The organism is Apibacter raozihei (assembly GCF_004014855.1).
Classification (GTDB): Bacteria; Bacteroidota; Bacteroidia; order Flavobacteriales; family Weeksellaceae; genus Apibacter; species Apibacter raozihei.
Map to the genome: position 1 here is coordinate 144969 of NZ_CP034930.1, position 24441 is coordinate 169409.

The window sequence follows — 24441 nt, forward strand, 5'->3', positions numbered from 1 at the left end:
ACGTATTTAAAAATTAAATGTTAAAGAGGCCAGAATTTGCTTAGGTTTCTGCGGTTGCCCCCAGTAACTGCTTGTCCAATATTTTTCATTTGTAAGATTATTTATCTTACAGGATAACTTGTAGCGCGCCTGACTATAATAAATTCCTGCATCCCAGGTCGTATATCCTTTTAGTTCAAAAGTATTGGCATCATCCCAATAACTTTTACTTACAGAATTACCTCCTAGTCCTACTCCCAGCCCTTTTAACCAACCATTTTCAAGAGTATACTCTGCCCAGAAATTAAATGAGTTATAAGGGGTATTATAAGGATGTTTACCTTCTATAGTCGAGATAGCTTTTATATATCTACTGTCGTTATATCCGTAACCTAAAAATATATTCCAGCCTGTTAAAGGTATTGCTTTGATCTCAATATCAATACCTTTACTTTTTCTGGTTCCATCCTGTACAGTAAATGTTTCCGAGCCGTCTGAAACAGTTCGCAGAGAATTCTTTACTTTAATATCATAATAACTTAGAGTTGATATAATTCTATGATTCCAAATATCAAATTTTATTCCTGTTTCCCATTGATTTGCATGTTCCGGTTTATAGCTTTTCTTTTGTCCTGCGGGTGAACCTGTATCCACCACATTATTAAACCCATCCATATAATTTCCAAAAAGAGATATTTGATTTTTTACCAACTCATACACAATTCCCAGCTTGGGAGACCAGGAAGTTTGATCCGTATCGTAATTATATGCCTCCATATTCAGATAATTCCCACCTTTGGCTTTATAATAATCCATGCGTAATGAAAACATAAAGCTTAATCTTTCCTTTATATTTATCACATCAGAAACATACACACCCAAAGTATTATGTTTTCTAAAATACTCTGCAAAAGGAGTTGTTCCAGCAATCAATGAATTATATTTATCAACAGATAAAGATACATCGGACTGATTAACATCAATAATATCATAAGTAATCTGAGACCTTTTATCTTCTGTTGTGTAATATAAATAATCAATACCTAGTAAAAGATCATTTTTTAAATCTCCCCAATTAAATCTTCCTACAAAATTCTGCTGAAAATTATAACGGGTAAAAGTACTGGGGATCTGCATAATTTTTCTTTGTACATGTTCATTATCCGTAAATGTAAGAAAGAGGTAATTTGCTTTGTTATCGGACTTGGAAAACGAAAAAAGACTCTGAGAATTCCAAACCTCAGATACTCTGTAATTGGCTTCAGCAAATGCATTGAAAACATCGGCCTCACTTACCAGATTCTTATCTGAAAGAGATCTTTCCGTATTATATTTCAATTTATTAAATGAGTTTACCGTAACTCCTTTTCCTTTCCCATAAAAGCTGGTATTACCTGATGTATGAAATAATTCAAAATCTAAATTAAGAATTAATCGATCTGTTACCTTATACGTTAAACTGGGATCTATAGCCCAAGTGTTCCTACCGGAATAATCCTGAAAATAATCCTCTTTATGCACCAATGTGTTAATTCTAAAAAACAATGCGGAATCTTTAATTGATGTATTTAAATCTGCTGTTAAACGGGATAATCCCCAGGAACCTGTTGTATAACTTATATTGCCTCCAAACTTCTGATATGGTTTTTTGGTAATTTTATTAATCATTCCCCCATAGGAAATAACAGAACCAAATAAAGTTCCGGAAGGCCCTTTAACTACATCTAAACGTTCTACGTTTATCATGTCAGTTAAAGTAGCTGAATTAGTTGACAAACCGTTACGTAAACCTATGTCTGTACTGAATCCTCTCATCATTACATAGAGACCTATTCCTCCAGATCCGGGTCCCTGTACACTATTGCTGGCTCCAGGCACATTTTTAAGCGCATCTTCCGTGCCTGTTATTACCTGATTACTCAGCATTTCTTTAGTTATTACTGTATATACCTGTGGATTCTCAATATTTTTCAAGGGTAATTTAGCCACATAATTACTATTAGCATTTAATTTATTTCCCTGAATAACGATTTCATTAATTTCAAGTTCTTTATCTTCATTTAATTTTACATTAAAATAATAATTTTTATACTTATCTATACGAATCTGATCAATAAAAATAATTTCATTTTTATACCAGACCTGGATATCATACCTTCCTAAACCAGTCAGCTTAAGTTCAAATTTACCCTTTATGTCTGTTCGGACTCTAAACACTGAATCTTTAAGAAATCTAATTTCTGCATCTGCAATTGGTAAGCCATTAGATGCTTCAACTTTTCCCTCTATAAAAGAAAAATGTTGACTATATAAAGTCAAAAAAAGAAAAAATGCTGTCAAGCTAAAGTATATTTTCATAATGATCTATATTTTGATGAGCAAATGTATAAATTAATTTAGATCAATTCTAAATAGTTGTTAAATAATTTATCTTGAGTTGAAATAAAAAAAATTTAGTTTTAATCTGAACCATAATAGAAAATAAGTAATTAATGCAATAAAAGTTAATTTTATTTTTATTTTTGTACCCATCGTAATATTTCTACTACAACACATAAAAAATACGAATGAATATTAACTCGCTTTTTCAAAAAAAAAACATTGCTGATTTACAAGAAGTAAATAATTCATCGCAGCTTAATAAAGTATTAAGCATCAAAGATTTAACTTTTTTCGGCATCGCTGCTATTATTGGTGCAGGAATTTTTAGCACCATAGGTCGAGCTTCCTATGAGGGAGGTCCCGCTGTTTCTCTTTTATTTGTCTTTGTTGCTATAGCCTGCATATTTACAGCTTTATGCTATGCTCAGTTTGCTTCTATGATACCCGTTAGTGGAAGTGCGTATACCTATGCTTATGTTTCTTTAGGCGAAATATTTGCATGGACTATTGGATGGGCTTTAATTCTGGAATATGCCGTCTCCAATATGGTAATATCCATTTCATGGTCAGGATATTTTGTTTCAATGCTTAAAGGATTTGGCATCAATTGGCCGGAATGGCTGGCTATAGACTATTGGAATGCTCACAAAGCTTACCTTGAAGTTCAGACTCAGCAACTCTCTGCTTCAGCAACAACATTAAAACTGGCGAAAATTTTTGAATCAGCACCTGAAATAGCAGGAATTAAAATATTATTCAATCTCCCTGCCGGTTTAATAACTTTAGCTGTTACTGCTCTGGCTTATATAGGAATTAAAGAATCTACAAGGGTAAGCAATGCTCTGGTATGGATTAAGCTGGTTGTTATTGTCGGGATTATTGCCATTGGAGCTTTTTATGTAAAACCTGAAAACTGGACACCTTTTTTACCTAATGGGTTTGAAGGCGTTATGGGAGGAGTTGCAGCTGTTTTCTTTTCTTTTATAGGCTTTGATTCCATTTCCACTACGGCAGAAGAGTGTAAAAATCCACAACGAGATCTTCCACGCGCAATGATATACTGCATTATAATCTGTACGGTATTATATGCCTCCATAGCTTTAATTTTAACTGGTATGGTCAATTTCAGCGAACTTAAAGTCGATGACCCGCTGGCTTATGTTTTTGATAAAATCGGAATGAATTTCATTGCAGGTGTAATTTCAGTAAGTGCCGTAATTGCCATGACAGGAGCAATATTGGTATATCAGGTGGGACAACCCAGAATCTGGATGACCATGAGCCGTGACGGACTTCTTTGGAAACCTTTTGGCAGGATTCACAAAAAATATCATACCCCTGCTTTTGCTACTGTAGTTGCCGGATTTTTTGTTGGTATACCTGCCATGTTTATAGATATGCAAATCGTTGTAGATTTAACCAGCGTCGGGACTTTTTTTGCTTTTATCCTTGTGTGTTCCGGAGTTCTTTTTCTTGATTATAAAGGATATTCCAAACAAGCTAAATTTAAACTCCCTTATTTTAACGGGCAATATTTAATTGGAATATTGTTCCTATTGGGTTTATATTTATTTATTAACCATACTGATTACAAAAGCATCTTATCAGATAAACCTCTGCTTTCAATTTTCTGGCTGGTTTGGCTAGGCTTATCTTTATCATCGCTAAAATATAAATTTTCATTATTGCCGGTACTTGGAATCTTGTTTAATTTATATTTGATGACTGAGCTTGGCTGGTCTAACTGGGGCATGTTCCTTATCTGGTTAATCATAGGACTTGCCATTTATTTCTTATACGGAAAACGCAACAGTAAACTAGATCAGTTGTTAAGAAAAAAACAAGAATCTTTATAAGATAAATAAGAACTATCCAAAGTATGAATTTAAATTCATTATTTAGAAGAAAATCTATTTCAAGCCTTGATGCTGAAAGTAATGATAAATCACAACTCCATAAAGTACTGGGAGTAAAGGATCTTACTTTCTTAGGTGTTGCAGCTATTGTAGGAGCAGGTATATTCAGCACCATTGGTAGGGCTTCCTACGAAGGAGGTCCTGCGGTTTCACTACTTTTTATTTTGGTAGCCACTGCCTGTATCTTTACTGCACTATGCTATGCTCAATTTGCATCCATGATCCCTATAAGTGGTAGTGCTTATACCTATACGTATGCTTCTTTAGGAGAAATATTCGCATGGGTAATAGGCTGGGCCTTACTTTTGGAATACGCTGTTTCCAATATGGTAGTAGCCATATCCTGGTCAGAGTATTTTACTACTATGCTGGCTGGTTTCGGTGTCCATTGGCCCGGATGGCTGGAAATTGATTATGGCTCTGCTAAAGCTGCTTTTATACAAGTTCGAGATGCTCATGTTGGAGATCATATTCCAGACTCTGTTCTTAAAGCAGCCAAGACTTACGCTTCAGCTCCAGAAATGGGAGGCATAAAAATTTTATTTGATTTACCAGCCGGATTAGTCACTTTATTTATAACTTTTGTTGTCTACATAGGTATCAAAGAATCTAAAAATCTAAGCAACCTATTAGTTTACCTTAAATTGGGAGTCATACTTTTAGTAATTATTGCCGGTTCTTTTTTTGTAAAACCTGAAAATTGGTCTCCTTTTCTTCCCAATGGTTTTGGTGGAGTAATGGGAGGTGTAGCAGCCGTATTTTTTGCTTTTATAGGGTTTGATTCTATTTCAACTACCGCAGAAGAAGCAAAAAATCCGCAAAAAGATTTACCCAAAGCTATGATTTACTGTTTGATTATCTGTACAGTATTATATGTGGTGCTCTCATTAATCCTTACTGGAATGGTAAATTACAAAGAACTTAAAGTAGATGATCCGCTGGCTTATGTCTTTGGTAAAGTCGACATGAATTTCATAGCCGGCATAATTTCAGTGAGTGCAGTTATTTCAATAACCAGCACCTTACTAGTCTATCAGATCGGCCAGCCAAGAATATGGATGTCTATGAGCCGCGACGGACTACTAGGAAAAAAATTTGGGGAAATAAATAAAAAATACAGGACTCCTGGTTTTTCAACTTTGCTTACCGGAGTTATTGTGGGTATACCTGCCATGTTCCTGGATATGCAGTTTGTAGTGGATCTAACCAGTGTGGGTACTTTTTTCGCCTTCATTCTTGTATGCTCCGGAACTTTGTATCTCGAACACAAAGGAGAAACTCAAAAAGCAAAATTCAAAATTCCTTATATCAACAGCCAGTTTATTACCGGTATCGGATTTATCTTAAGTCTATGTTTCCTTTTTACACAGACTGATTACGAGGGCTTAATTAAAGAAAAACCATTACTGGTTATTTTTTGGATTGTCTGGGCTGCTTTATCTATAGCTACTCTTAAATATAAGTTTTCTCTACTTCCCGTTTTAGGCATATTATTCAATTTTTACCTAATGACAGAATTAGGATGGTCCAACTGGTTGATGTTTATACTCTGGTTACTCATAGGACTTGCCATATATTTTTTATATAGCTATAAAAACAGTAAGTTGAACAAAAAATAATTTGTTTAATATTTATCATTTATATTTCAAATATATATTTTATACAGGTAATGAAAGTGTTAATAAAATTCAGAAGTAAATTTTATCGACTTAAATCATTGATACTATTAAAATATACGACAAGTTGTCTTAAATCTATCCTTTGTCTGACTAAATGACAGCGCCTTATAAACATTAAATTAAATTGTTTTTTACACTTATCTTAGATCAAGGGATTTAGCACTTAGTCGTTTTACCTTTGCATTATATAAAAAAGAGATTTATCATGAAAACAACTTTGTATGTCGCCAGCAGTAGAGGACATGCAAATCACGGCTGGTTAGATTCCTATCATACTTTTAGCTTTGCAAACTATTTTGATCCGGAACGAATTCAGTTCGGAGCTTTGCGAGTGATAAACGATGATATTGTCAAAGAAGGCAAAGGTTTTGGTTTACACCCTCATAAAAATATGGAAATTATTTCAATTCCTCTTTATGGTGATTTGGAACATAAAGATGATATAGGTAATTCTCAAACAATAAAATCCGGAGATGTACAGGTCATGAGTGCCGGCTCAGGAGTACAACACAGCGAGTACAATCCTAATCCGCAAAAACCTGTCAATTTCTTTCAGATATGGATTTTACCTGCTCAGCAGAATGTTACTCCCAGATACGAACAGAAAACTTTTAATTTTTTTGATCATAAAAATAGACTTATCTCTATTGTATCTCCTGTTTCACAATGTACCGAAAATGAATTAGGCATTTACCAAAATGCCTGGATGAGCACAGGAATTTTTGACAATACTCAGAGTATAGATTACAAAATGCATCTTTCAAACAATGGCTTGTATGCAATGGTTATAGAAGGTGAATTTTTGATTGAAGGTAAAAAATTAACCCGGCGTGACGGCTTAGCCATTTGGGAAACGAATTCTGTAACAATAAAATCTATAACGGATAATTCCAGACTCTTACTTATTGAAGTACCCATGAATCCTTAACACATTTAATATATTGTTTCTTATTTCTAAAAACCGGAAGATATTATTATCTTCCGGTTTTTAATATTTTATTCTAACCAAAAGTATATATGACAATGGATACTTTGGTTTAGAATTTGTAACTATAATAAAATATAAAATTAAAATATTTTAGATTAATACAAAAACTACAAGACATATATGGCATTTATAGATTACTATAAAGTATTAGGTTTGGATAAAAATGCTACTCAGGATGATATTAAAAAAGCATACAGAAAGCTTGCCCGAAAATATCATCCGGATCTGAATCCTGATGATAAAGAAGCACATATGAAATTTCAGCAGATTAATGAAGCTAATGAAGTTTTAAGTGATGCTGAGAAAAGAAAAAAATATGACCAATACGGTGAGAACTGGAAGCATGCGGATCAATTTGAACAGGCTCGCCAACAACAAGGTTCCGGAGGGCAATATTATTACGACAATACAGGAAATCCTTTTGAGGGGTATTCTCAAGGGTTTGGAACTGAAGATTTTTCAGATTTTTTTAGTGAAATGTTTGGAAACAGAGGTGGTAGAAGCCGAGGAGGTAGAAGCTCTCAATTTAAAGGACAGGATTATACGACCGAGTTACATTTATCTTTAAAGGAGGCCGCTAACACTCATAAACAAACACTTAATGTAAATGGCAAGCAAATAAGAATTACCATTCCTGCCGGCGTGAACAACGGGCAACAAATAAAGCTTAACGGGCAGGGTGGAGAAGGAATGAATGGAGGACCTAAAGGCGATTTGTATATTACATTTGTTATTTCTGATGATCCTGATTTTAAAAGATTAAATAATGATCTTACCACGGTAGCAGAAATTGATTTGTACACTGCTGTTTTAGGAGGTGAAACAACAGTTTCCACTCTTGACGGAAAGGTAAAGCTTAAAGTTGCACCCGGCACTCAAAATGATACACGCGTGCGATTAAAAGGTAAAGGTTTTCCTGTTTACAAAAAAGAAGGACAGCATGGAGATTTATTTGTAACATATAAAGTTAAAATTCCAACTCAATTAAGCGATAAACAAAAGGATCTATTTAAACAATTGGCAGAATCATAAAAATTTAAGTATGGAAAACGAATTTATAACATTACAGGAATACTGTATCCATTATAAGGTAGACCCTTCTTTTATTGAGGAGCTCGAAGGACTGGGATTGATACAAATCCATGTTAAAGAAAAAACTAAATATATTCCTTTTGAGGCACTTTCTGAGCTGGAATCTTACAGCCGGATGTTTTATGATTTAGAAATAAACATGCAGGGAATAGATGCTATACATCATTTGCTCTATAAAATCAGAAACTTACACCAGGAAATGAATGAATTGAGAAACAGATTACGGTATTACGAATAAATATTCTCTGATTATTAAATATAATTTTCCCGGTCATAAAAACATTAAATGTTTTTTATGACCGGGATTTATGTATCAAAATAATTTTTTACTTAAATAAGGTATAGGTCAATTTAATATACAAATTATCTTCAAAGTTACCCGAATGGTAAGATCCTAAGCGATAGTAGGCACCTAAACCAAAAATACTGATTAGTTTATTAAATTCAATTCCTACCTCCTGATAATATTTGTCCGGCACAGTATAAGAATGAAGCGTGTGTAGCTCTTTATGTTCCATATTCCCTATCATTCCATTATACACTAAAGTCAGATATAAATACTTATTTCCCCAGACTCTCAAATCTTTAAATGTATGGGTAATAAAAAATGCAACATATTTACTCGCAAAAAAACTTCCAGGATGAATTGTTTCAAAAGTATTATATCCTTTCAGTTCAAATCTTTTAAGAATATTATCTCCGTTTTTTACTACCCCAAAGCCTTCATATAAATTAAATAATGAAGTTCTACCAGAAATAAATCCGGCATTTGCGGTAATTTTTGTATTACCCCAGCGATTTTTTAAATTAAAAAATGTAGTAAAATCGAATTTATCGTATTCAAAATCAGAAGAAAATGCTTTCCAACTCCGCGTATAATTGAAGAAAAAATAAGGCATTTCATCTTCGATTGCTATTTTATTTATCGGAGTTTTCATATATTTTACAAAAGGTGTAAATTTAATTCTCAGTGAGGAAGCAAACTGATGGTACTCTTTGGATACAAGGTTGTCTTTATATGAATAATCAAATAATGATTTCTGAGTCTGATAATCCGTAACAAGCGAAGCTGTAAAGTAATCAAAAAAATCCTGTTGATACTGCAATTCTCCTTTTTTATAGCGATAATATATATTATTAGACAAATTATTGGTCTGATCTCTAACATTCTCGATAGCTCCATATTCTCTGAACTGGTTTTTTCCTGCTGCATTAACATCTGACTCTCCTAGCAAACTAAATTTCCCGTTATTAATCTTATTCACAAAAAAATCAATTCCCGCACCATATTTTAATTGTTGATCTTTTGCCGCCCATGCAGTATATCCCTTTAACGAAATATCTTTGCTAAAATCATAATTGGTTCTTCCTCCTAGCTGAAATCTTAAACCTTCGAAATCGTTAAATCTTATACTGTTGAATAAATCCATATTTACTTTGTTCATACGAACCTCTCCTAGTAATAAAGGTGAAAGAAACTGCATTTTTTTTATTAAATGATAATTATGTGCAACACTATCAATTGCCGAATAGGTTTGACTTTCTCTAAGGGTAAGTGCAGGCTGTCGCACCTTCTCTAGCCGTGCTTCATTATTCCAGAAATCTTTGCTTACTTCATATTCATATCCAAAAAATTCTTCCTTTGAAAAAGTTACCGGATAAGTAAAACCTGAATATAGAGTTGAAATTGTAGCCCATGACTGAGTCCCTGTAGTATTCTTGTTTAGAATACGAGTCAGTGGAAATATAATTCTTATAAACTCTCTGGAGGTCATCCAAACGCCTGTCCGTGACTCTCTTTCAACATTATATTCATATAACCATTGATTTTTTATGGATCCAATGTATCTCACTAGAGCTAAACTTTCTGCATCAATATAAAGAGTACCGCTGGATGATGTATTTTTATTATACTGACGAGTGAGATAAAAAGATATTTTATAGGTTTTTTTATCATGCAGGGTAAGACTGTCTAATAATCGAAATCTATAAAATTTTAAATTTTTAATTTCTAAAAATTCAGGGAGTTCGTTCCTCCTTAATTCTTTAGCTAGTATTTCATACACCGGCTTTTGAATTCCGGATATTTTATTGGCTGTTATAATATTTTTTTCACCCAACTTTTCATCAAAAAGATGATCCATGGAACGTTCCGCTAAAAAAAACATATTGTTTTTAAGTGCTTTTTTTACTTTATTGTTAATACGGTCTTTTCTTTTTTCCGGATTTTCAATATAGGACATAGAAAGACTATCTGCATCAATCTCAAATTTAGTATAGGATGAATATTTATAATTATGCAATGAATGAGGATGATTAATTTTTTCTTTTTGAATCATACCTATTATTAAATTTTCCGCATTTAACCTGTTATTTTTTATTTGTACACCAGATTCCAAAAAAATAGTTTTGGTACCTTCGGATATATGGTCAAAACGCGAAAGATATCCTTCTGCTTCAATATAAAAAGTTTCTTTTTCAATATTTTCATCATTAATCGTGAGAAAGCCCTGCAAATCTGTACTTCCTAACAAAGCTCTGTTTGCATGTTTATACACCCTGGCCTTCTGTACAGGCTGTCCCGTATCAAAATCTTTGATTTGTATCGTTGATTGAGGAAATGCTAAAAGAAAAAAGTTAAAAATTAGAATTAGAAAAATAGGTTTCATACCATAGGGTTCATCTTCATACTAAACGCATATTTCTCTTTAATAGTATAAGTTACCATTTATTTACTTGAATACGTTGGTGAAAGTAATACCTGCCTGAACCCATCTTCCGGGCATAGGAACTAGATTGGTTTCCGTATAGCGTGTATTTAAAATGTTATTAACCTGTAAAAAAGCTTTTATTTTTTTAGATTGAAATGAGATTTTGTCGTCAAGTAGATGATAATCATCCAGTGCTACTCTGTCGTTGTAACGATAACTAATCTCATGGGTTAATTTATTTTTAACAATTTGGTGTTCAACCCTTGCAACTAACTGATGTCTAAGATTATCAAGCGAATATTTAGAAAATCCTTTTACTGTATTTTTAAGCTCATTATCTAGATAAGTGTAACCTATATGATAAGATACTATAAAAGAAGAAGGAAAATGTTGAGAAAGACTAAGTTCTGCACCATTCGTATTAACTTTAGCAATATTAACCGGTGTCCATTTATCTTGTTCCGTTTCTTTAAACCAGTCTATCAGGTCTGTGGATTCTCTGCGGAAAAAACTTACTGTTGCTTTAAGAGATTTATGAGACCATCGGTACCCCAATTCATAAGACCACGCATTTTCTGGTTTTAAATCAGGATTTCCATTATTAGAAGGGTCTGAATAGTATAAATCTGTATAAGAAGGAATCCGATACGTTTTCCCTATATTGGCAAATAATTTATTTTCTGCGTTTAATTTATATCCGATATCAATGCCCGGATACCAAAAACTACCCATATCTGAATAATGAGCAAAGCTAACTCCAGGAGTTATATCCAGCTTTCCGTTGAATATACTGAATAGCTGGTCGGCATATATAAAACTTATTTCTCTTTGCCTATCTCCTAAATTATTAGAATTCATATATTCCTTATGAAAATCTCCGCCAAAACCGGTAATTCCTAATTTTGAAGTATAGGATATTCCTGCTTCAACACCTATATGATTCCCTATATGAAGATTACGATATGCGGAAGGATTATTGCGAATAAATAAGTATTCTCCCTGGGCTCTTCTCCAATAAGCATTCGCATTAATTTTAAATTGGTTAAGTTTCTGGTTCCATCCGATACTAATCAAAGATACCTGATCTTTTTCGTATTGTTCTTTAGCTGCAGGTGTTGAATAAAAACCGTTGGCTCCGAATTTTTTTTCTATAATTCCGGCCTGAAAATGGATATCACCGTCAGATAAAAGATATTGGTTCTGATACCACACATTTTTAGTTAAATAATCGGTATTGTATCTGTAACCGTCCGATTGAGAAGTTCCTGCCTGCAAAAATTGTGAAAACTTTTTTCCTGACAGATTAAGTCCCGCATCTAATGCATAAGTTCCGTATTCACCTCCCGAAAAAGATACTTTTACCTCATCCTTACCTGAGGGTCTGGTTATAATGTTTACAGCTCCTGCATAGGCATTTTGTCCGAAACGTCGGGCTGCCGGCCCCTTGATTACTTCAATTCTTTCCACTGCTGACAAATCAAAAGGAATGCTTAGTGCATTGTGCCCGGTACGGCTGTCGTTCATTCGAATTCCATTTACCATAATTAATACCTGCTCAAATGAACTGCCCCGAATACTTATATCCGCCTGGGTACCGTTCACTCCTCTTCTACGTATGTCTATTCCTGAATAGTATGACAACAATTCGGCAATACTGGTTGCCGGTATTTTTTCTATCTGTTTACGAGTGATGATCTGTACATTCTGCGAAGTTTGTTTAAAAGGTAATGAAAGGGCTTTACCTTCAATAACCACATGTTCCAAATCATTTTCCTGCTGAGCTTGAAGATTGGCTGTCATTGAAAAAAAAAGTATGCATCCTCCCTTTATCCATATTTTTTTCATTTTGTCAGTTTTTTGTTTTTTATTATATGAGACAAAAGTAGTACCTTGCCGGATGATCAATCTATACCAGTTTTACACTTATGGCTAGTCCGGTTTCCATTCCTTTTACCAGCTTTATTGTATTAGAGCGTTCTTCTGCCACTCCTATATACCTACAGTTAGTCACCCAGATTATTAATGCCATACAAAGAGGTTTTCTGGTTAAAGGAACTCCCCTTCCGGGAACGCGTACCTTAGCTTCGGTTCTAGGTGTAAACCGGAACACACTTGTGGTTGTATATGAAGAACTGGAAGCTTTAGGCTGGATTGAAATTGTTCCGAATAAAGGGGCTTTTATATTGCAACAAACTATAAATAAAGCAGAAAAAATACCTTCCTCTACGAAAAATTTCACTATTGCTTATCCTTCTAAAACTGGTTATGATTTTGAAAAATCACAGTTACTGGATACACCTTTTGAAAATTCGAATCATACTCTCATTTTAAATGATGGTATTCCTGACATTCGTCTTCTTTCTATTCACCAGCTAACTCAATCTTATACATCCAGCCTGAAAAGGAAAACCCATCAGAATAAAAACGACGAAAACCCTCAGAACGGTAGAATATATTTTAAGGAAAACCTTTCAAATTTTCTGAATTTAACCCGCGGACTTCATATATCAACGAAAAACCTGCTTATCACAAGAAGTATTGAAATGGGTATATATATCACTTCTGAGATATTAATTTCCAGAGGAGATAAAGTAATTGTCGGGGAACTGAGTTATTTTACCCCTAATATGATTTTCCAGAATTCAGGAGCCCAATTACTTACTGTACCCGTTGATTCGGAAGGTATTGATGTGGATGCTGTACAAAAACTGTGTGAGAATAATAAAATACGTATGTTATATCTAACCCCTCACCACCATTATCCTACAACGGCAACGCTTAGTGCACAGCGAAGAATAGAGTTATTACGGCTTTCTCAGATTTATGGTTTTATTATTCTTGAAGATGACTATGAATACGACTTTCAGTTCGGAAACAATCAGGTACTCCCTCTTGCCAGTGCCGATACGGAGGGGATGGTTGTATATATAGGTTCATTTGGAAGATCGCTTGCTCCTGGTTTTCGTACCGGTTTTATTGTAGCTCCTGAAAATCTGATAGTGGAAATGCAAAAATTTATATCCATACTGGATAGACAAGGGGATACATTTATGGATTATGCTTTGGGCAATCTTATTCAGGAGGGCGATATCTTACGTCATATAAAAAAAACATCTCTTATTTATAAAGAAAGAAGAGATGTTCTGGCTCAGCTTATAGACAAATATTTAAATGAATGGGTTAACTATACGTTACCTACCGGCGGATTAGCCATATGGACCCGCTGGGATGCATCAATAAATCTGATGAAATTGCGGGAAGACTGCCTAAAACTTGACCTTCATATTCCCAAGCACCTGCTATACCAAAATCTAAAAATTTCGGCTATGAGAATAGGATTTGGAAGTTTCACACCCCAGGAGTTGGAATTTATTATTCATAAAATATTCCAAATTCTTAGAAAATCTTAGTTTAATACTTAATGCACCGTTAGAAGTATAATTATTTATATTTAATAATTAAAATTATAAATCTATATATATATTTATTTAAAAATAAATATATAATTTATTTCATAATATTATAAAATATATTTTTTTGATATTTTTGTATAATTAAAAATTATATTTTATGAAATCAACATTCAATATTGTAATTATTTTATTTTTCGCTACCACCTTTTGTTTTTCACAAATGGGTGTAAATACCCCTGCACCCGTGGGAGTATTTCATGTTGACGCATCAAAAGATAATAATTTATCGGGCTTACCTACTGATGTCCAACAACAGAATGACATACTTATAGATTCTTTAGGTAATATGGGTATTGGTACAATTCAGCCTAAAAAAAAGCTACATGTTAACACACGTTCCGAATCTATACGATTAGAAAATTTATCGGTTTTACCAGTAAACTCAAGTGCTTCCGGATTGGTAATTGATGAAAACGGGGATGTATATAAAAATAATACGGTATCTGTTGAGGGACAAATTATACGAATTGGTATTAATAAATCGACTTACCCTATGAATATTCAATCTGCATTACGATTTAGTGACCACAGTACTTTTGTTCAAATGAGAAATGCGCCTAACGGAGCACCTAATTTTATTAATACGATTACAGATGCTTATTTTGTTACCAATGACACGCTTGCAGCTGGCACAGGTTCTCCCTCCAGAGTAACTGATAGAATTATTCTTCATCCGGGAGTTTATAAAATACAAGTACGACTGACTGGTAATTTTACAACGGGAATTCCTTCTAATGCGATGTTTTTAAAATGTATCGTTAACAATAACGAATATTCTCTGGTAAACTTATCAAACACTTCCGCCCAAGCTTCCACTTATTATTATATCGACTATATTAATATAACGGAGAGAGATCAACCGGTAGACTTTACTTTAGCTCCATCCGGAAGCAACTTTGTAACAAATAGCAGCTCAACTCCCGGTGAGGGGTATTCTTACAGAAGCTTGATTCTTATACAGCGGTTAAGATAAAATTTAAAAAGGTTATTATTGAATAATAACCTTTTTAAATTTTATTTTATCTTCATACTTATTAACGTGTTTTATTTTTATTTAAGTAAATTATAAACAATATAAACCCTACACTAGTTAATACTATACCCGGTAAGACACTGTATTCATACGGATAATTTTTATAAATAAACACTCCGCCTGAATAAGCGCCTAAGGCATTTCCTATATTAAAGGCAACCTGTACCAGAGCTGCTCCCAGCATTTCACCGCCTTTTGAGTTCTGCAACAACAGAATTTGTTGTGGAGCAGATACTGCAAATAAACAAGCGGTACCTACAAACATTAATACCAATGAAGCTGCTTGTGAATGTACTAAAAGAAAAAATAAAACCAGTGTTAACATAGCCAAGCCCTGAGTAACTGTCCCCACTTTTTCAGGAGAGTATTGATCCGATAGTTTACCACTGACCAGATTCCCCACTACCATACCTAAACCCGCAAACATCATTACACCTGTCATGGATTCTGATGAGAATCCTACCGATTGCGTCATAATTGGATTAATATAGCTGTACCAGCAGAATATGCCTCCGTTACCTAGGATAGTAGTAAAAAGTATAATCCAGGGATTTAACTTTTTTAAAAAATGAAACTGTTTTTTAAAGCCTACATCGGGCAAGGGCTCTAAATCGGGAATATATTTTATGATTGTGTAAAATATAAAAAATCCCAGTGCTCCTATAATCAAGTAGGTTACCGACCATGAAAAATTATGGCTGATAAAAGTTCCTAAAGGCACACCTACCAGATTAGCCACTGTCATACCCGAAATCATTCCTGCCACTGCAGAGGTTCCTTTTCCTTCTTTTGCCAACCTTTGTGCAACAATAGATCCTACTCCGAAATAAGCCCCGTGGGGAAGACCGGAGATAAAACGAAAAAACAGGTTTATCTTGTAAGAAGAAAAGAAAGAAAAACATAAATTACCTACCATATAAATAAGGATAAGCCCTAACAAAACTTTTTTTAAGGGAAGTTTACGGCCTGCAAGTACTAATAGTGGTGCTCCTACGGCTACTCCCAGAGCATAGGCCGAAATAAAATGACCAGCCTGTGGAATGCTTATGGATAAGTCTTTAGCTATATCCGGAAGTATACCCATCATTCCAAATTCAGACATTCCTAAACCTAAGGTTCCTAATGCTAATGCTACGGTTGACTTTCTCATCAAACTACTTATTTAATTACTATTGCAAAATTACTCAGCAGCCAGCTTATATTTTTAATTATAAAGAATTTTTTAAAGAAAAAAATAAGATAAAATACGCTAAAATATTTTTCTTTATTTAAAATCAATTTAATTGATTAAACAGTAAAATATTCTATAAAAATAAAATAAGATATTCTTACTATCAGGTAGTTATTAATTGTAAATACTAAACTAACAATTCTCAAAATATTGAATGGAAATTAAAAAATTAACCTATAACTGTTTTTATTTATAATTTTATTTAAAAAAATAAAATTCAAAAATTAAAAGATTTTATTATTATATTTTCATTATTTATTATATTTGCCTAAATGTTTAATGTTTTTTACCTTACTAATAGTAACTAATTTTCGATGAAATAATGAATAAACAGATAACTATGTTCTTCTTTTTGACAACACATACAGTCAAAGTGTTCCTGCGGAACGCACCATTTAAGTTTTATTTGCCTAATTCAATTTAAAAGACAAAAAAGCTCATTAAATTACTCTAACTAAATATCAAATAAACTATGAATACTGATTCAAAATTGTTCTTTATAATCTAACTATTAATACAAAGAACTTCCATTTAAATAAAAGAAAATAGTAAATTATTTCCTTAACGACTATTAATTATACAATAAATTTAAATTAATTAGATTTTTATATATACTAGTTCAATAAATATAAATAATTAAAGCGAAATTATGAATAAAAAATTAGCAATGTTCTTTTTATCCTGTATGTTTACAGGATTTACCCTAGCCCAGGGAGTGGGCATTAATACCGATAATCCGAAAGGAATTTTACATGTAGACGGAGCCGGAGATAATAAATCTGCTACCCCTACAGCCACAGAACTGGCCAACGACGTAGTTATTGGTTCTGATGGAAAAATGGCTATCGGGCAATTACCTGATGCAACCAACACATCTATTTTACAAGTTAACGGTTCTATATCTGTAAATGCTAACATTGCAGAATCTCCTAAAGACGGAGTTACTTATGTGCTAGCTAGCACGGATGGATCACTCAATGCTAAATGGTTACAAAACGTAGCTTTATCTCCAACTGTTATCGGAGTATTAGGAACTGATGGAAGCGATTCGACCACTGTTCCACCGGATGGTGTAGCTAAAGACGGTTATGCCGGTGCATTTTTAGGGTTTGATGTTGGTTCTTGGACAGGTGCATGGATAAAACTACCTCCAGGATCTTGGATTATCCAATCCAGTATTTTACTTTATACTGCTGCTGCACCATCCAGTGCTCAGTCCGTATGGGCCAGACTTTCATGGAGCTCTTCAAAAGATGCCGGCCGTTGGGATAGCACAGATGTAATTGCAGGTCGTTATGTTTCCGGAGTTGTTCCGCCAACCAACACATTCGGGCTTGCCGTAGGTACAACTTTAATTACTAACAAATCAGGTGCTGACAAAGTTTACTACCTGAACATGAACTGGAGTACTTCCAGCGGTGGTTTTAACACTACATGGAAAAACGTAGGTTCTTCTCAATGGAGTGAGAACACCATTGTTGCTTATCCGGTTATCAGTTTATAGTTTAAACACGATTTTTTTTATACAATAAAAAAACTTCGGAGTAATTCCGAAGTTTTTTACTTTTATTCCTATTCTAAATTCTTGATTTTTCAGGTATAATACATCTCTCCTACTCTATATATTCCCGAACTGATGTCTTATTAAATAACAAACGGGTAAATATCTTTTTATTCTATTGAATCCATCTATTACAACAATATAACTAAAGGTTGGAATTTTACTCTGGAAAAATTAGATGAGATTGTGCAAAAGTTAGCTATTCTTATTTAAGGAAAAATAATTTTTAGTGTGAATATTCAAAGATTATAATTTAGAAAATATATTCTCTTTTATTTTTAAACCAATGCTTTACATTATTAAACTCCTTATTAATTTATTAAAGTTGTGAAAAAAAGAGAAAAAATCTTTTTCAATTTTAACTAAAAAGTTGTTTAATCGTATTCATCGGAAGAAACATTTTTTTACTGTCCGGTAATTCTATGAATCCGTATTTTAAATAAAAATCTTTGGCTTTATCATGCAAAGGATCTACAATAACAGCAAAAGAACCTATTTCCAGAGACAGTTGCCAGCTTCTTTTAAGAGCATCTACAAGCAATAATTTACCTAATCCTCCGGATTGATACCTTTTATCTATTGCTAACCGTCCTAACAAAGTTGTGGGTAAAGTAGCATAAGAGGATGGAATTTTTTTTCTAACTAAATCAGGAACTAAATTTAATGGTATTCCATTATTAGAAAGAGTATAATATCCTTTCACTAAATTAATTTGTTCATCATTAAGGACAAAGCAAACCGATAGTTTTCTTTTTACGTCCTGTCCTGCCTGTTTATGCAAATAATTATCCAACATAGCCTCTCCACAACAAAATTCTTTTTTATTATGATAAGAAGCTAAAAGTTCCGTTTTAAATTTATTCTGAGAGAGACTCATATTCCCGGGCAGCGTTTAATAAGGCCTTATTAGGAGAGGTTTGTTTCATCAGAGCATCAAAAAAAATATCACTATCTGCCTGTGAGGCTATTATTTTCTCATTTTCTTCTATAATTTTCTCTGCTTTTTCCTTTACCGTAAGGATAACAAAATCGGTTAAGCTCCTGTATCCCCCCAACAATGCAGCCTTTTCAAAAAGTTCTTTCTGTCTTTTAGGTAAACGGGCATCAAAACGGGTTTGTTGTTCTTCCCTATCAGTAGTAGATCTTCCCGTTCTCCCTTGCAAAGGGACTGACTTTTTACCTTTTACAGGTTTTTCTTTCTTTGAAACTGACATACTAATTTTTTACAAATGTACGAATAATATCCGTACAAATATTTTTATTAAAAGATATATTTACTTTTACTATATCTGCTTTTCGTTTTCCATCTCATTAAGCATATAATCACATAAAGTAAAAACAAATTTTTTCAACTTTTCTATTGAAATTTCTTTTGTATTAAGAGTTAATTTTTTATTAAAAAAATCTTTAAAAATAAATGAACTAATTTCTCCTTTAGATTCACATGCTTTTAAATGATAATGAGATATTGAATTTCTTAAATGTCGGGCTACATTTTTTACAGAGTAATCTTCTTTAGCTATTTTAATAATATCTTCTTTAGCTATACCCCAATCTTTTCTTTCAATAGAATTTGTTGGTAATTTGTCGTACCAATGTTGCTGAGGAATAATAAGAAGTCCTACCAAACAATTCATAAAAAGAGTAATTTCATATTTTTCGTTACCCAAATTAAGTGAATTATACTGTTCCAGTATTTTTCTTGTTCTGGTTATAAAATCAAATTCTTGTTGTTTATAATAACTCATATCATAATTAATTTACTCACATCTCCCCATATTCTTTTATTTTTTCTTTGCAGATGCGTTCGGTGATGGTGCGGAGAAGTTCTACTTTGGGTAACAATATATCAATATCCTGTTGGGTTACAAGAAAATCAGGGTTATAACGAGCTTCTACATAAGCATTTTTCAGCAGATTAAACAAGCGTTTTTCTTCTTCGGTGTTTCGGGGAAAAACTTTTACCAATTCTTCGGAATGCTTTTTAACAGATGAGGAAAGTTTGGATAAATTGTGTTGTTTATTACTCCGAAGGGTAAAAACCAAACGAATAGCATAATAAAAATTTTCTGCTGCCTGATGAAGTTGAAAAGAAGCCATAACATATTTATTTCTTCCGTAGGCGAATTTTGTTTGTTCTAAAAATTCAATTGCTCTATCAAATTTTTCATTAAAATATTCCTGCGCCTGTTGTTGTATTTCTTTAAAATTGAGTTTGCGGCGTCGGGTAAGTTTTAGTTTTCCGCTATCGTACAATATAATTCCTTCCTGCTTTAGCTGGGTATAAAAATACCGTCCTTCTTCTAACTGTCGGTTCAGGGTTTTTATATCCTCCGTTATAAATTGTACGGGTGTTTGTGTTTCGGGATCTTTATAATACAAATCGTCTATATTATCCAAAACAGTTTCGGCTTTGCGGTTGGCAATTCCCTGGGTTACCACCAAAATATCGTAATCACTCATAAAAGAGGTAGGCACGCCAAATTCTACCCGCTCATCATATTCCACATATTTACCGGTGGCATAGCTTCCGTACAGAATAACCAACTCTGCCTGTGGCAGGCGTTTATTGATTTCCCGTACCAGAAAAATAAGATCTTCCTGCTTGCGTTTTGGTAAATAGGCTATAGATTTTTTCATGGAATATGCGGTTTCTGAATACAAAGATATAAAGATAAATTTTCATATTCTTTTGTCTTGAAACAAAAGAAACAAAAATTCAAGAAAAATAAGAACTCGCCTATCGGCTCAAACAATTATTTTTCAATGAAACGGTTACTTTTTTTAATTTGATGGTAAAATAAAAACTTTGCTTTTTTTTATGTTTTAATCTATAATTTTGAATTTGTCTCAGACTTCTAAAATAAGTCCTTCTATTTAGCTATTCTTTTGTCTTAAAACAAAAGAAAAAAAATCAAGAAAAATAAAAACTCGCCTGTCAGCTCAAACAGTTATTTTTCAAAGAAACGGATACTTTTTTTAATTTGATGGTAAAATAAAAAACTTTGCTTATTTTATGGTTTAATCTATAATTTTGAATTTGTCTCAGACTTCTAAAATAAGTCCTTCTGTTTATCTATTCTTTTGTCTTGAAACAAAAGAAACAAAAATTCAAAAAAATAAGAACTCGCCTATCGGCTCAAACAATTATTTTTCAACGAAACGGATACTTTTTTTAATTTGATGGTAAAATAAAAACTTTGCTTTTTTTATGGTTTAGTCTATAATTTTGAATTTGTCTTAGACTTCTAAAATAAGTCCTTCTATTTAGCTATTCTTTTGTCTTAAAACAAAAGAAAAAAAAATCAAGAAAAATAAGAACTCACCTATCGGCTCAAACAATTATTTTTCAACGAAACGAATATTTTTTTGAATTGACAGTAAAATAAAAACTTTGCTTATTTTAGATTTTGGTCTATAGTTTGGAATTTGACCTAGTTCTTTAAAATAAGTCCTTCTATTTAGCTATTCTTTTGTCTTAATACAAAGAATCATAAATGTTTAAGAAAAATAAGAACTCGCCTATCGGCTTAAACAATTATTTTTTCAACGGAACGGTTATTTTTTTTGACTTGATAGTAAAATAGAATTTTCGTGAAGTTTGAACATTTTTTTAGGATACAAAATTTAACTATTCGGATAAACTACTATCTTTGTACTCTGTTTGATTTTGATCTGTAATTTTATATTTCCTGTTACTTCTACAGAAATATAAGCCAAAGCACACAGGCGAAACGCATTCCCTTTATTTTTATTCGTGTAACCTGCTTTCTGCTGATAACAGAAGGTGTAAATACAGATATTTATGCAAAATCAATTATATACCACTCATATAAAAATAGCTTTATATATAAACTTTGCTTTAAAATTGTTGCATTGTAAACAAAAAAGGCTAAAAAGAATTTTTTCGGGTTCCTCTGCTTGCCTTATTCAATTTCTTGATAAACACCAGACAGAAAAGATATTGGAAGTGGAACTGAAACAGGCAAATCTTACTATCAGTTGCCATATAAATAATAAAAAGCGCTGTTCTGCCTTATTCCTTTTTCCGGATGCATCTGAATTGGTTAATTATGCCAGTTATTTTAATACCCATTATGCCTACGATTTCCAAAAGAAATATTGGATATTGCCTAATGGCTATATATGCATTCATAAAGGTACGTATAGCCAAGGATTCTATCTGTATACGTAATTTTACAGGTATACTTACTTCCCAATGCCTGATTGTTTGCAATGCGGGTAATCAGGTTTTTGATAAATACTGCAAGAGTATGGTACGGTATTGGTAATTATTGTAATTTTGATAGAAACAAATAAGGAAATCCTATGAATATAACAGATATTTCAGGCTCAGCCCTTCTTTCCAACGGGGTAAAGATGCCTTACCTTGGACTGGGGGTTTATAAGGCTGAAGACGGACAGGAAGTGGTAAATGCCATTCATTATGCTTTGGATGCCGGTTACCGGCATATTGACACAGCAGCCTATTATTATAATGAAGAAGGAGTGGGTAAAGCCATAAAAACCGCTTCGGTAGCAAGGGAAGATATCTTTGTAGCTACCAAGGTCTGGTTTTCCCAGCAAAAATATGAAGATACGCTAAAAGCTTTTGATGATTCCATGCAAAAACTGGGACTTGAGTATCTGGATTTGTATTTAATCCACTGGCCACATCCGGAACATTACCTGGAAGCATGGAAAGCTATGGAAGAACTATATAAGGCCGGAAGAATACGTGCGATAGGGGTTTGCAATTGCATGCAACACCACCTGCAAAGTATTATTGATCTGGGAGGTACGGCTCCAATGGTTAATCAGGTAGAGTTTCATCCCAGTCTGGTTCAACAGGATTTACTAAACTTTTGTTCTCAAAACGGAATTCAGGCCGAAGCCTGGTCTCCGTTAAAACGTGGAGGTTTATTTGACAACCCTTTATTAAAGGAACTGGCGGAAAAATATAGTAAAAATATTGCCCAGATTATTATTCGCTGGGATTTGCAAAAAGGAGTGATTACTATTCCTAAAAGTACCAAGAATGAACGTATTGTTTCCAATGCAGACGTTTTCGACTTTCAGTTATCTGATGAGGATGTAAAAAAAATAGATGCTCTGGATACTAACGACCGAACGGGAGCACATCCGGATCATTTCATGGAATATTTTGCAAAAAAAGGTGTAAAATAAAGGATAAGCCCGGAAGTAACTTCCGGGCTTATTTTTTCACTACTGATTCATATATTTCCAGATAGTCCCTGGCCGCGTTTTTCCAACTGAACAAAGCGGCTCTGTCTTTCATTTTCCTGGCATTTACGTCTTCATTTTTATAAAAGCATGCCAGACCTTCATCAACTGTATTTTTCATTTCTTCAGGATCAAAATTATCCCAGTAAAAAGCATCTGTTCCTCCTACTTCGGGAAGAGAGGTAAGACGGGAAAGAAATACCGGTTTACCGAAATGCATGGCTTCAACCACCGGAAGTCCGAATCCTTCCTGAATTGAAGGTAGCAATAAAGCTCGGGCATTTTTTAAATAATACTGCTTACTTTGCTCGGAAATTTTACCGGTTACTAGTACCCGTTTTTCTAAATGGTAATTTTGTATGAGATCTTTGATCTGCTGACCGTAAGAATTTTCATTGTTTCCTGCCAGAATAAGCGTATACTCTGTAGTTAACCTCATCATTTCTATCAAAGCTGTATAATTTTTTCTGGTCTGGAAATTTCCTATAGCCAGTAAAAATGGTTTTTCTGGAACTATTTCAGGGGTAAAATCTCCGAGTTCTTTTACATTAGCCATAGAATTCCCGTTGTAAATAACTTTTTCTGTTATATTTGCAGGAATGTCAAAATACTGATGAGTCTGCTCTTTTACAAATTCTGAAATATAAGTTATGGCATGGGAACGATTAATTTTCTCGCGAAACTGCTTACTTCTTTTTTTGTTACCTTCCACTGCGGGAATAATATCATGGATGGTAAGTAAATAAGGCATCGTATGATACGGTTCCACCCGTATATTCTGATTTAAAGAATGCCACAAATCAAATTTTTTCCTTATTCTTGTGAAAGCATGTCTTTGAAACGAATAATATTTATGGAATTTTAAATGCTGCCCTTCAAATAAATCTAAATAGGAAGCATTAGGCAAATTTAACGTAAGTCCGAAATTTTTATTTTGTTTAGCCAGCTCTTTAACCAGCTCATAGGTAAAGACACCAAAGCCAAATGTCCTGTTTCTAATATTGTGCGTTTCTAAAAAAATTTGCGGCAATCCCATGTACTTTTTATTTTTTAATCAATATTTGGCAAAACTGCTTTCCAAAAATTTGAAGTATTTAAACTGCAAGCTCCTGAAAAGATTTTTTCTATTCAAAAGTACTACTTTTACAGCAA

19 protein-coding genes are annotated in these 24441 nt (G+C 33.3%); 10 read left to right on the top strand and 9 right to left on the bottom strand.

The window, feature by feature from the left end; genetic code table 11:
* Positions 1-6: 6 nt before the first annotated feature.
* Positions 7-2337 (bottom strand): TonB-dependent receptor, encoded by a 2331-nt coding sequence (locus EOV51_RS00720; RefSeq protein WP_128148838.1) that lies wholly within the window; start codon positions 2335-2337, stop codon positions 7-9.
* 209 nt (positions 2338-2546) lie between these two features.
* Here EOV51_RS00720 and EOV51_RS00725 point away from each other — a divergent pair, with 209 nt between their 5' ends.
* The 5 genes from EOV51_RS00725 (at position 2547) to EOV51_RS00745 (ending at position 8274) form a co-directional block, all read left to right on the top strand.
* Positions 2547-4217 (top strand): APC family permease, encoded by a 1671-nt coding sequence (locus EOV51_RS00725; protein ID WP_128148840.1) that lies wholly within the window; start codon positions 2547-2549, stop codon positions 4215-4217.
* Positions 4218-4240: 23 nt separating this feature from the next.
* Positions 4241-5896: an amino acid permease gene (locus EOV51_RS00730; RefSeq protein ID WP_128148842.1), complete on the top strand. Its 1656-nt coding sequence runs from the start codon at positions 4241-4243 to the stop codon at positions 5894-5896.
* A gap of 265 nt (positions 5897-6161) precedes the next feature.
* Positions 6162-6884, top strand: a complete 723-nt coding sequence (locus tag EOV51_RS00735) for a pirin family protein (protein WP_128148843.1) — start codon at positions 6162-6164, stop codon at positions 6882-6884.
* Between the two features lie 180 nt (positions 6885-7064).
* A complete protein-coding gene (locus EOV51_RS00740; RefSeq protein ID WP_128148845.1) occupies positions 7065-7976 on the top strand; it encodes a DnaJ C-terminal domain-containing protein in 912 nt (303 codons plus the stop codon).
* Positions 7977-7986: 10 nt separating this feature from the next.
* Complete coding sequence (locus EOV51_RS00745; protein ID WP_128148847.1) at positions 7987-8274, top strand: chaperone modulator CbpM; 288 nt, start codon at positions 7987-7989, stop codon at positions 8272-8274.
* 88 nt (positions 8275-8362) lie between these two features.
* On the opposite strand, the gene EOV51_RS00750 is transcribed toward EOV51_RS00745, so the two are convergent.
* Both EOV51_RS00750 and EOV51_RS00755 read right to left on the bottom strand, forming a co-directional pair.
* Positions 8363-10705 carry a DUF5686 family protein gene (locus EOV51_RS00750; RefSeq protein WP_128148849.1) on the bottom strand — a complete coding sequence of 781 codons (2343 nt, stop codon included), beginning with the start codon at positions 10703-10705 and terminating at the stop codon, positions 8363-8365.
* A gap of 63 nt (positions 10706-10768) precedes the next feature.
* Entirely contained in the window at positions 10769-12592 is a 1824-nt protein-coding gene (locus tag EOV51_RS00755; RefSeq protein ID WP_128148851.1) for a TonB-dependent receptor plug domain-containing protein, read from the bottom strand.
* Between the two features lie 80 nt (positions 12593-12672).
* Here EOV51_RS00755 and EOV51_RS00760 point away from each other — a divergent pair, with 80 nt between their 5' ends.
* Both EOV51_RS00760 and EOV51_RS00765 read left to right on the top strand, forming a co-directional pair.
* Entirely contained in the window at positions 12673-14157 is a 1485-nt protein-coding gene (locus tag EOV51_RS00760; RefSeq protein WP_128148853.1) for an aminotransferase-like domain-containing protein, read from the top strand.
* 160 nt (positions 14158-14317) lie between these two features.
* Positions 14318-15193 (top strand): hypothetical protein, encoded by an 876-nt coding sequence (locus tag EOV51_RS00765; RefSeq protein ID WP_128148855.1) that lies wholly within the window; start codon positions 14318-14320, stop codon positions 15191-15193.
* A 61-nt stretch (positions 15194-15254) separates the two neighbouring features.
* Here the strand turns inward: EOV51_RS00765 and araJ are convergent, their stop codons facing one another.
* Positions 15255-16403 (bottom strand): MFS transporter AraJ, encoded by a 1149-nt coding sequence (gene araJ / locus EOV51_RS00770; RefSeq protein WP_128148857.1) that lies wholly within the window; start codon positions 16401-16403, stop codon positions 15255-15257.
* Between the two features lie 730 nt (positions 16404-17133).
* Between araJ and EOV51_RS00775 the strand changes: the two genes are divergently transcribed.
* Positions 17134-17988, top strand: coding sequence for a hypothetical protein (locus tag EOV51_RS00775; RefSeq protein ID WP_128148859.1), 855 nt, complete (start codon positions 17134-17136; stop codon positions 17986-17988).
* 415 nt (positions 17989-18403) lie between these two features.
* Here the strand turns inward: EOV51_RS00775 and EOV51_RS00780 are convergent, their stop codons facing one another.
* The 4 genes from EOV51_RS00780 to EOV51_RS00795 form a co-directional block, all read right to left on the bottom strand.
* Positions 18404-18922 (bottom strand): GNAT family N-acetyltransferase, encoded by a 519-nt coding sequence (locus tag EOV51_RS00780; protein ID WP_128148861.1) that lies wholly within the window; start codon positions 18920-18922, stop codon positions 18404-18406.
* Positions 18903-19259, bottom strand: coding sequence for a type II toxin-antitoxin system TacA family antitoxin (locus EOV51_RS00785; RefSeq protein WP_128148863.1), 357 nt, complete (start codon positions 19257-19259; stop codon positions 18903-18905). The genes EOV51_RS00780 and EOV51_RS00785 overlap by 20 nt, the downstream gene beginning before the upstream one ends.
* Before the next feature lie 69 nt (positions 19260-19328).
* A complete protein-coding gene (locus EOV51_RS00790) occupies positions 19329-19793 on the bottom strand; it encodes a HEPN family nuclease (protein WP_128148865.1) in 465 nt (154 codons plus the stop codon).
* A 16-nt stretch (positions 19794-19809) separates the two neighbouring features.
* Positions 19810-20685 (bottom strand): HEPN domain-containing protein, encoded by an 876-nt coding sequence (locus EOV51_RS00795; RefSeq protein WP_128148867.1) that lies wholly within the window; start codon positions 20683-20685, stop codon positions 19810-19812.
* Between the two features lie 1165 nt (positions 20686-21850).
* Between EOV51_RS00795 and EOV51_RS00800 the strand changes: the two genes are divergently transcribed.
* Entirely contained in the window at positions 21851-22240 is a 390-nt protein-coding gene (locus EOV51_RS00800) for a hypothetical protein (protein WP_128148869.1), read from the top strand.
* A gap of 134 nt (positions 22241-22374) precedes the next feature.
* Positions 22375-23232, top strand: a complete 858-nt coding sequence (locus tag EOV51_RS00805) for an aldo/keto reductase (RefSeq protein ID WP_128148871.1) — start codon at positions 22375-22377, stop codon at positions 23230-23232.
* Between the two features lie 28 nt (positions 23233-23260).
* On the opposite strand, the gene EOV51_RS00810 is transcribed toward EOV51_RS00805, so the two are convergent.
* Positions 23261-24325, bottom strand: coding sequence for a glycosyltransferase family 4 protein (locus tag EOV51_RS00810; RefSeq protein WP_128148873.1), 1065 nt, complete (start codon positions 24323-24325; stop codon positions 23261-23263).
* Positions 24326-24441: the final 116 nt, after the last annotated feature.

Coding starts and splice junctions, on each gene's coding strand:
- EOV51_RS00745 (WP_128148847.1), top strand. CDS start 7,987: ATGGAAAACGAATTTATAACATTACAGGAATACTGTATCCATTATAAG.
- EOV51_RS00780 (WP_128148861.1), bottom strand. CDS start 18,922: ATGAGTCTCTCTCAGAATAAATTTAAAACGGAACTTTTAGCTTCTTAT.
- EOV51_RS00720 (WP_128148838.1), bottom strand. CDS start 2,337: ATGAAAATATACTTTAGCTTGACAGCATTTTTTCTTTTTTTGACTTTA.
- EOV51_RS00800 (WP_128148869.1), top strand. CDS start 21,851: ATGCAAAATCAATTATATACCACTCATATAAAAATAGCTTTATATATA.
- EOV51_RS00775 (WP_128148859.1), top strand. CDS start 17,134: ATGAATAAAAAATTAGCAATGTTCTTTTTATCCTGTATGTTTACAGGA.
- EOV51_RS00725 (WP_128148840.1), top strand. CDS start 2,547: ATGAATATTAACTCGCTTTTTCAAAAAAAAAACATTGCTGATTTACAA.
- EOV51_RS00755 (WP_128148851.1), bottom strand. CDS start 12,592: ATGAAAAAAATATGGATAAAGGGAGGATGCATACTTTTTTTTTCAATG.
- EOV51_RS00785 (WP_128148863.1), bottom strand. CDS start 19,259: ATGTCAGTTTCAAAGAAAGAAAAACCTGTAAAAGGTAAAAAGTCAGTC.
- EOV51_RS00730 (WP_128148842.1), top strand. CDS start 4,241: ATGAATTTAAATTCATTATTTAGAAGAAAATCTATTTCAAGCCTTGAT.
- araJ (WP_128148857.1), bottom strand. CDS start 16,403: ATGAGAAAGTCAACCGTAGCATTAGCATTAGGAACCTTAGGTTTAGGA.
- EOV51_RS00750 (WP_128148849.1), bottom strand. CDS start 10,705: ATGAAACCTATTTTTCTAATTCTAATTTTTAACTTTTTTCTTTTAGCA.
- EOV51_RS00740 (WP_128148845.1), top strand. CDS start 7,065: ATGGCATTTATAGATTACTATAAAGTATTAGGTTTGGATAAAAATGCT.
- EOV51_RS00795 (WP_128148867.1), bottom strand. CDS start 20,685: ATGAAAAAATCTATAGCCTATTTACCAAAACGCAAGCAGGAAGATCTT.
- EOV51_RS00735 (WP_128148843.1), top strand. CDS start 6,162: ATGAAAACAACTTTGTATGTCGCCAGCAGTAGAGGACATGCAAATCAC.
- EOV51_RS00790 (WP_128148865.1), bottom strand. CDS start 19,793: ATGAGTTATTATAAACAACAAGAATTTGATTTTATAACCAGAACAAGA.
- EOV51_RS00765 (WP_128148855.1), top strand. CDS start 14,318: ATGAAATCAACATTCAATATTGTAATTATTTTATTTTTCGCTACCACC.
- EOV51_RS00805 (WP_128148871.1), top strand. CDS start 22,375: ATGAATATAACAGATATTTCAGGCTCAGCCCTTCTTTCCAACGGGGTA.
- EOV51_RS00810 (WP_128148873.1), bottom strand. CDS start 24,325: ATGGGATTGCCGCAAATTTTTTTAGAAACGCACAATATTAGAAACAGG.
- EOV51_RS00760 (WP_128148853.1), top strand. CDS start 12,673: ATGGCTAGTCCGGTTTCCATTCCTTTTACCAGCTTTATTGTATTAGAG.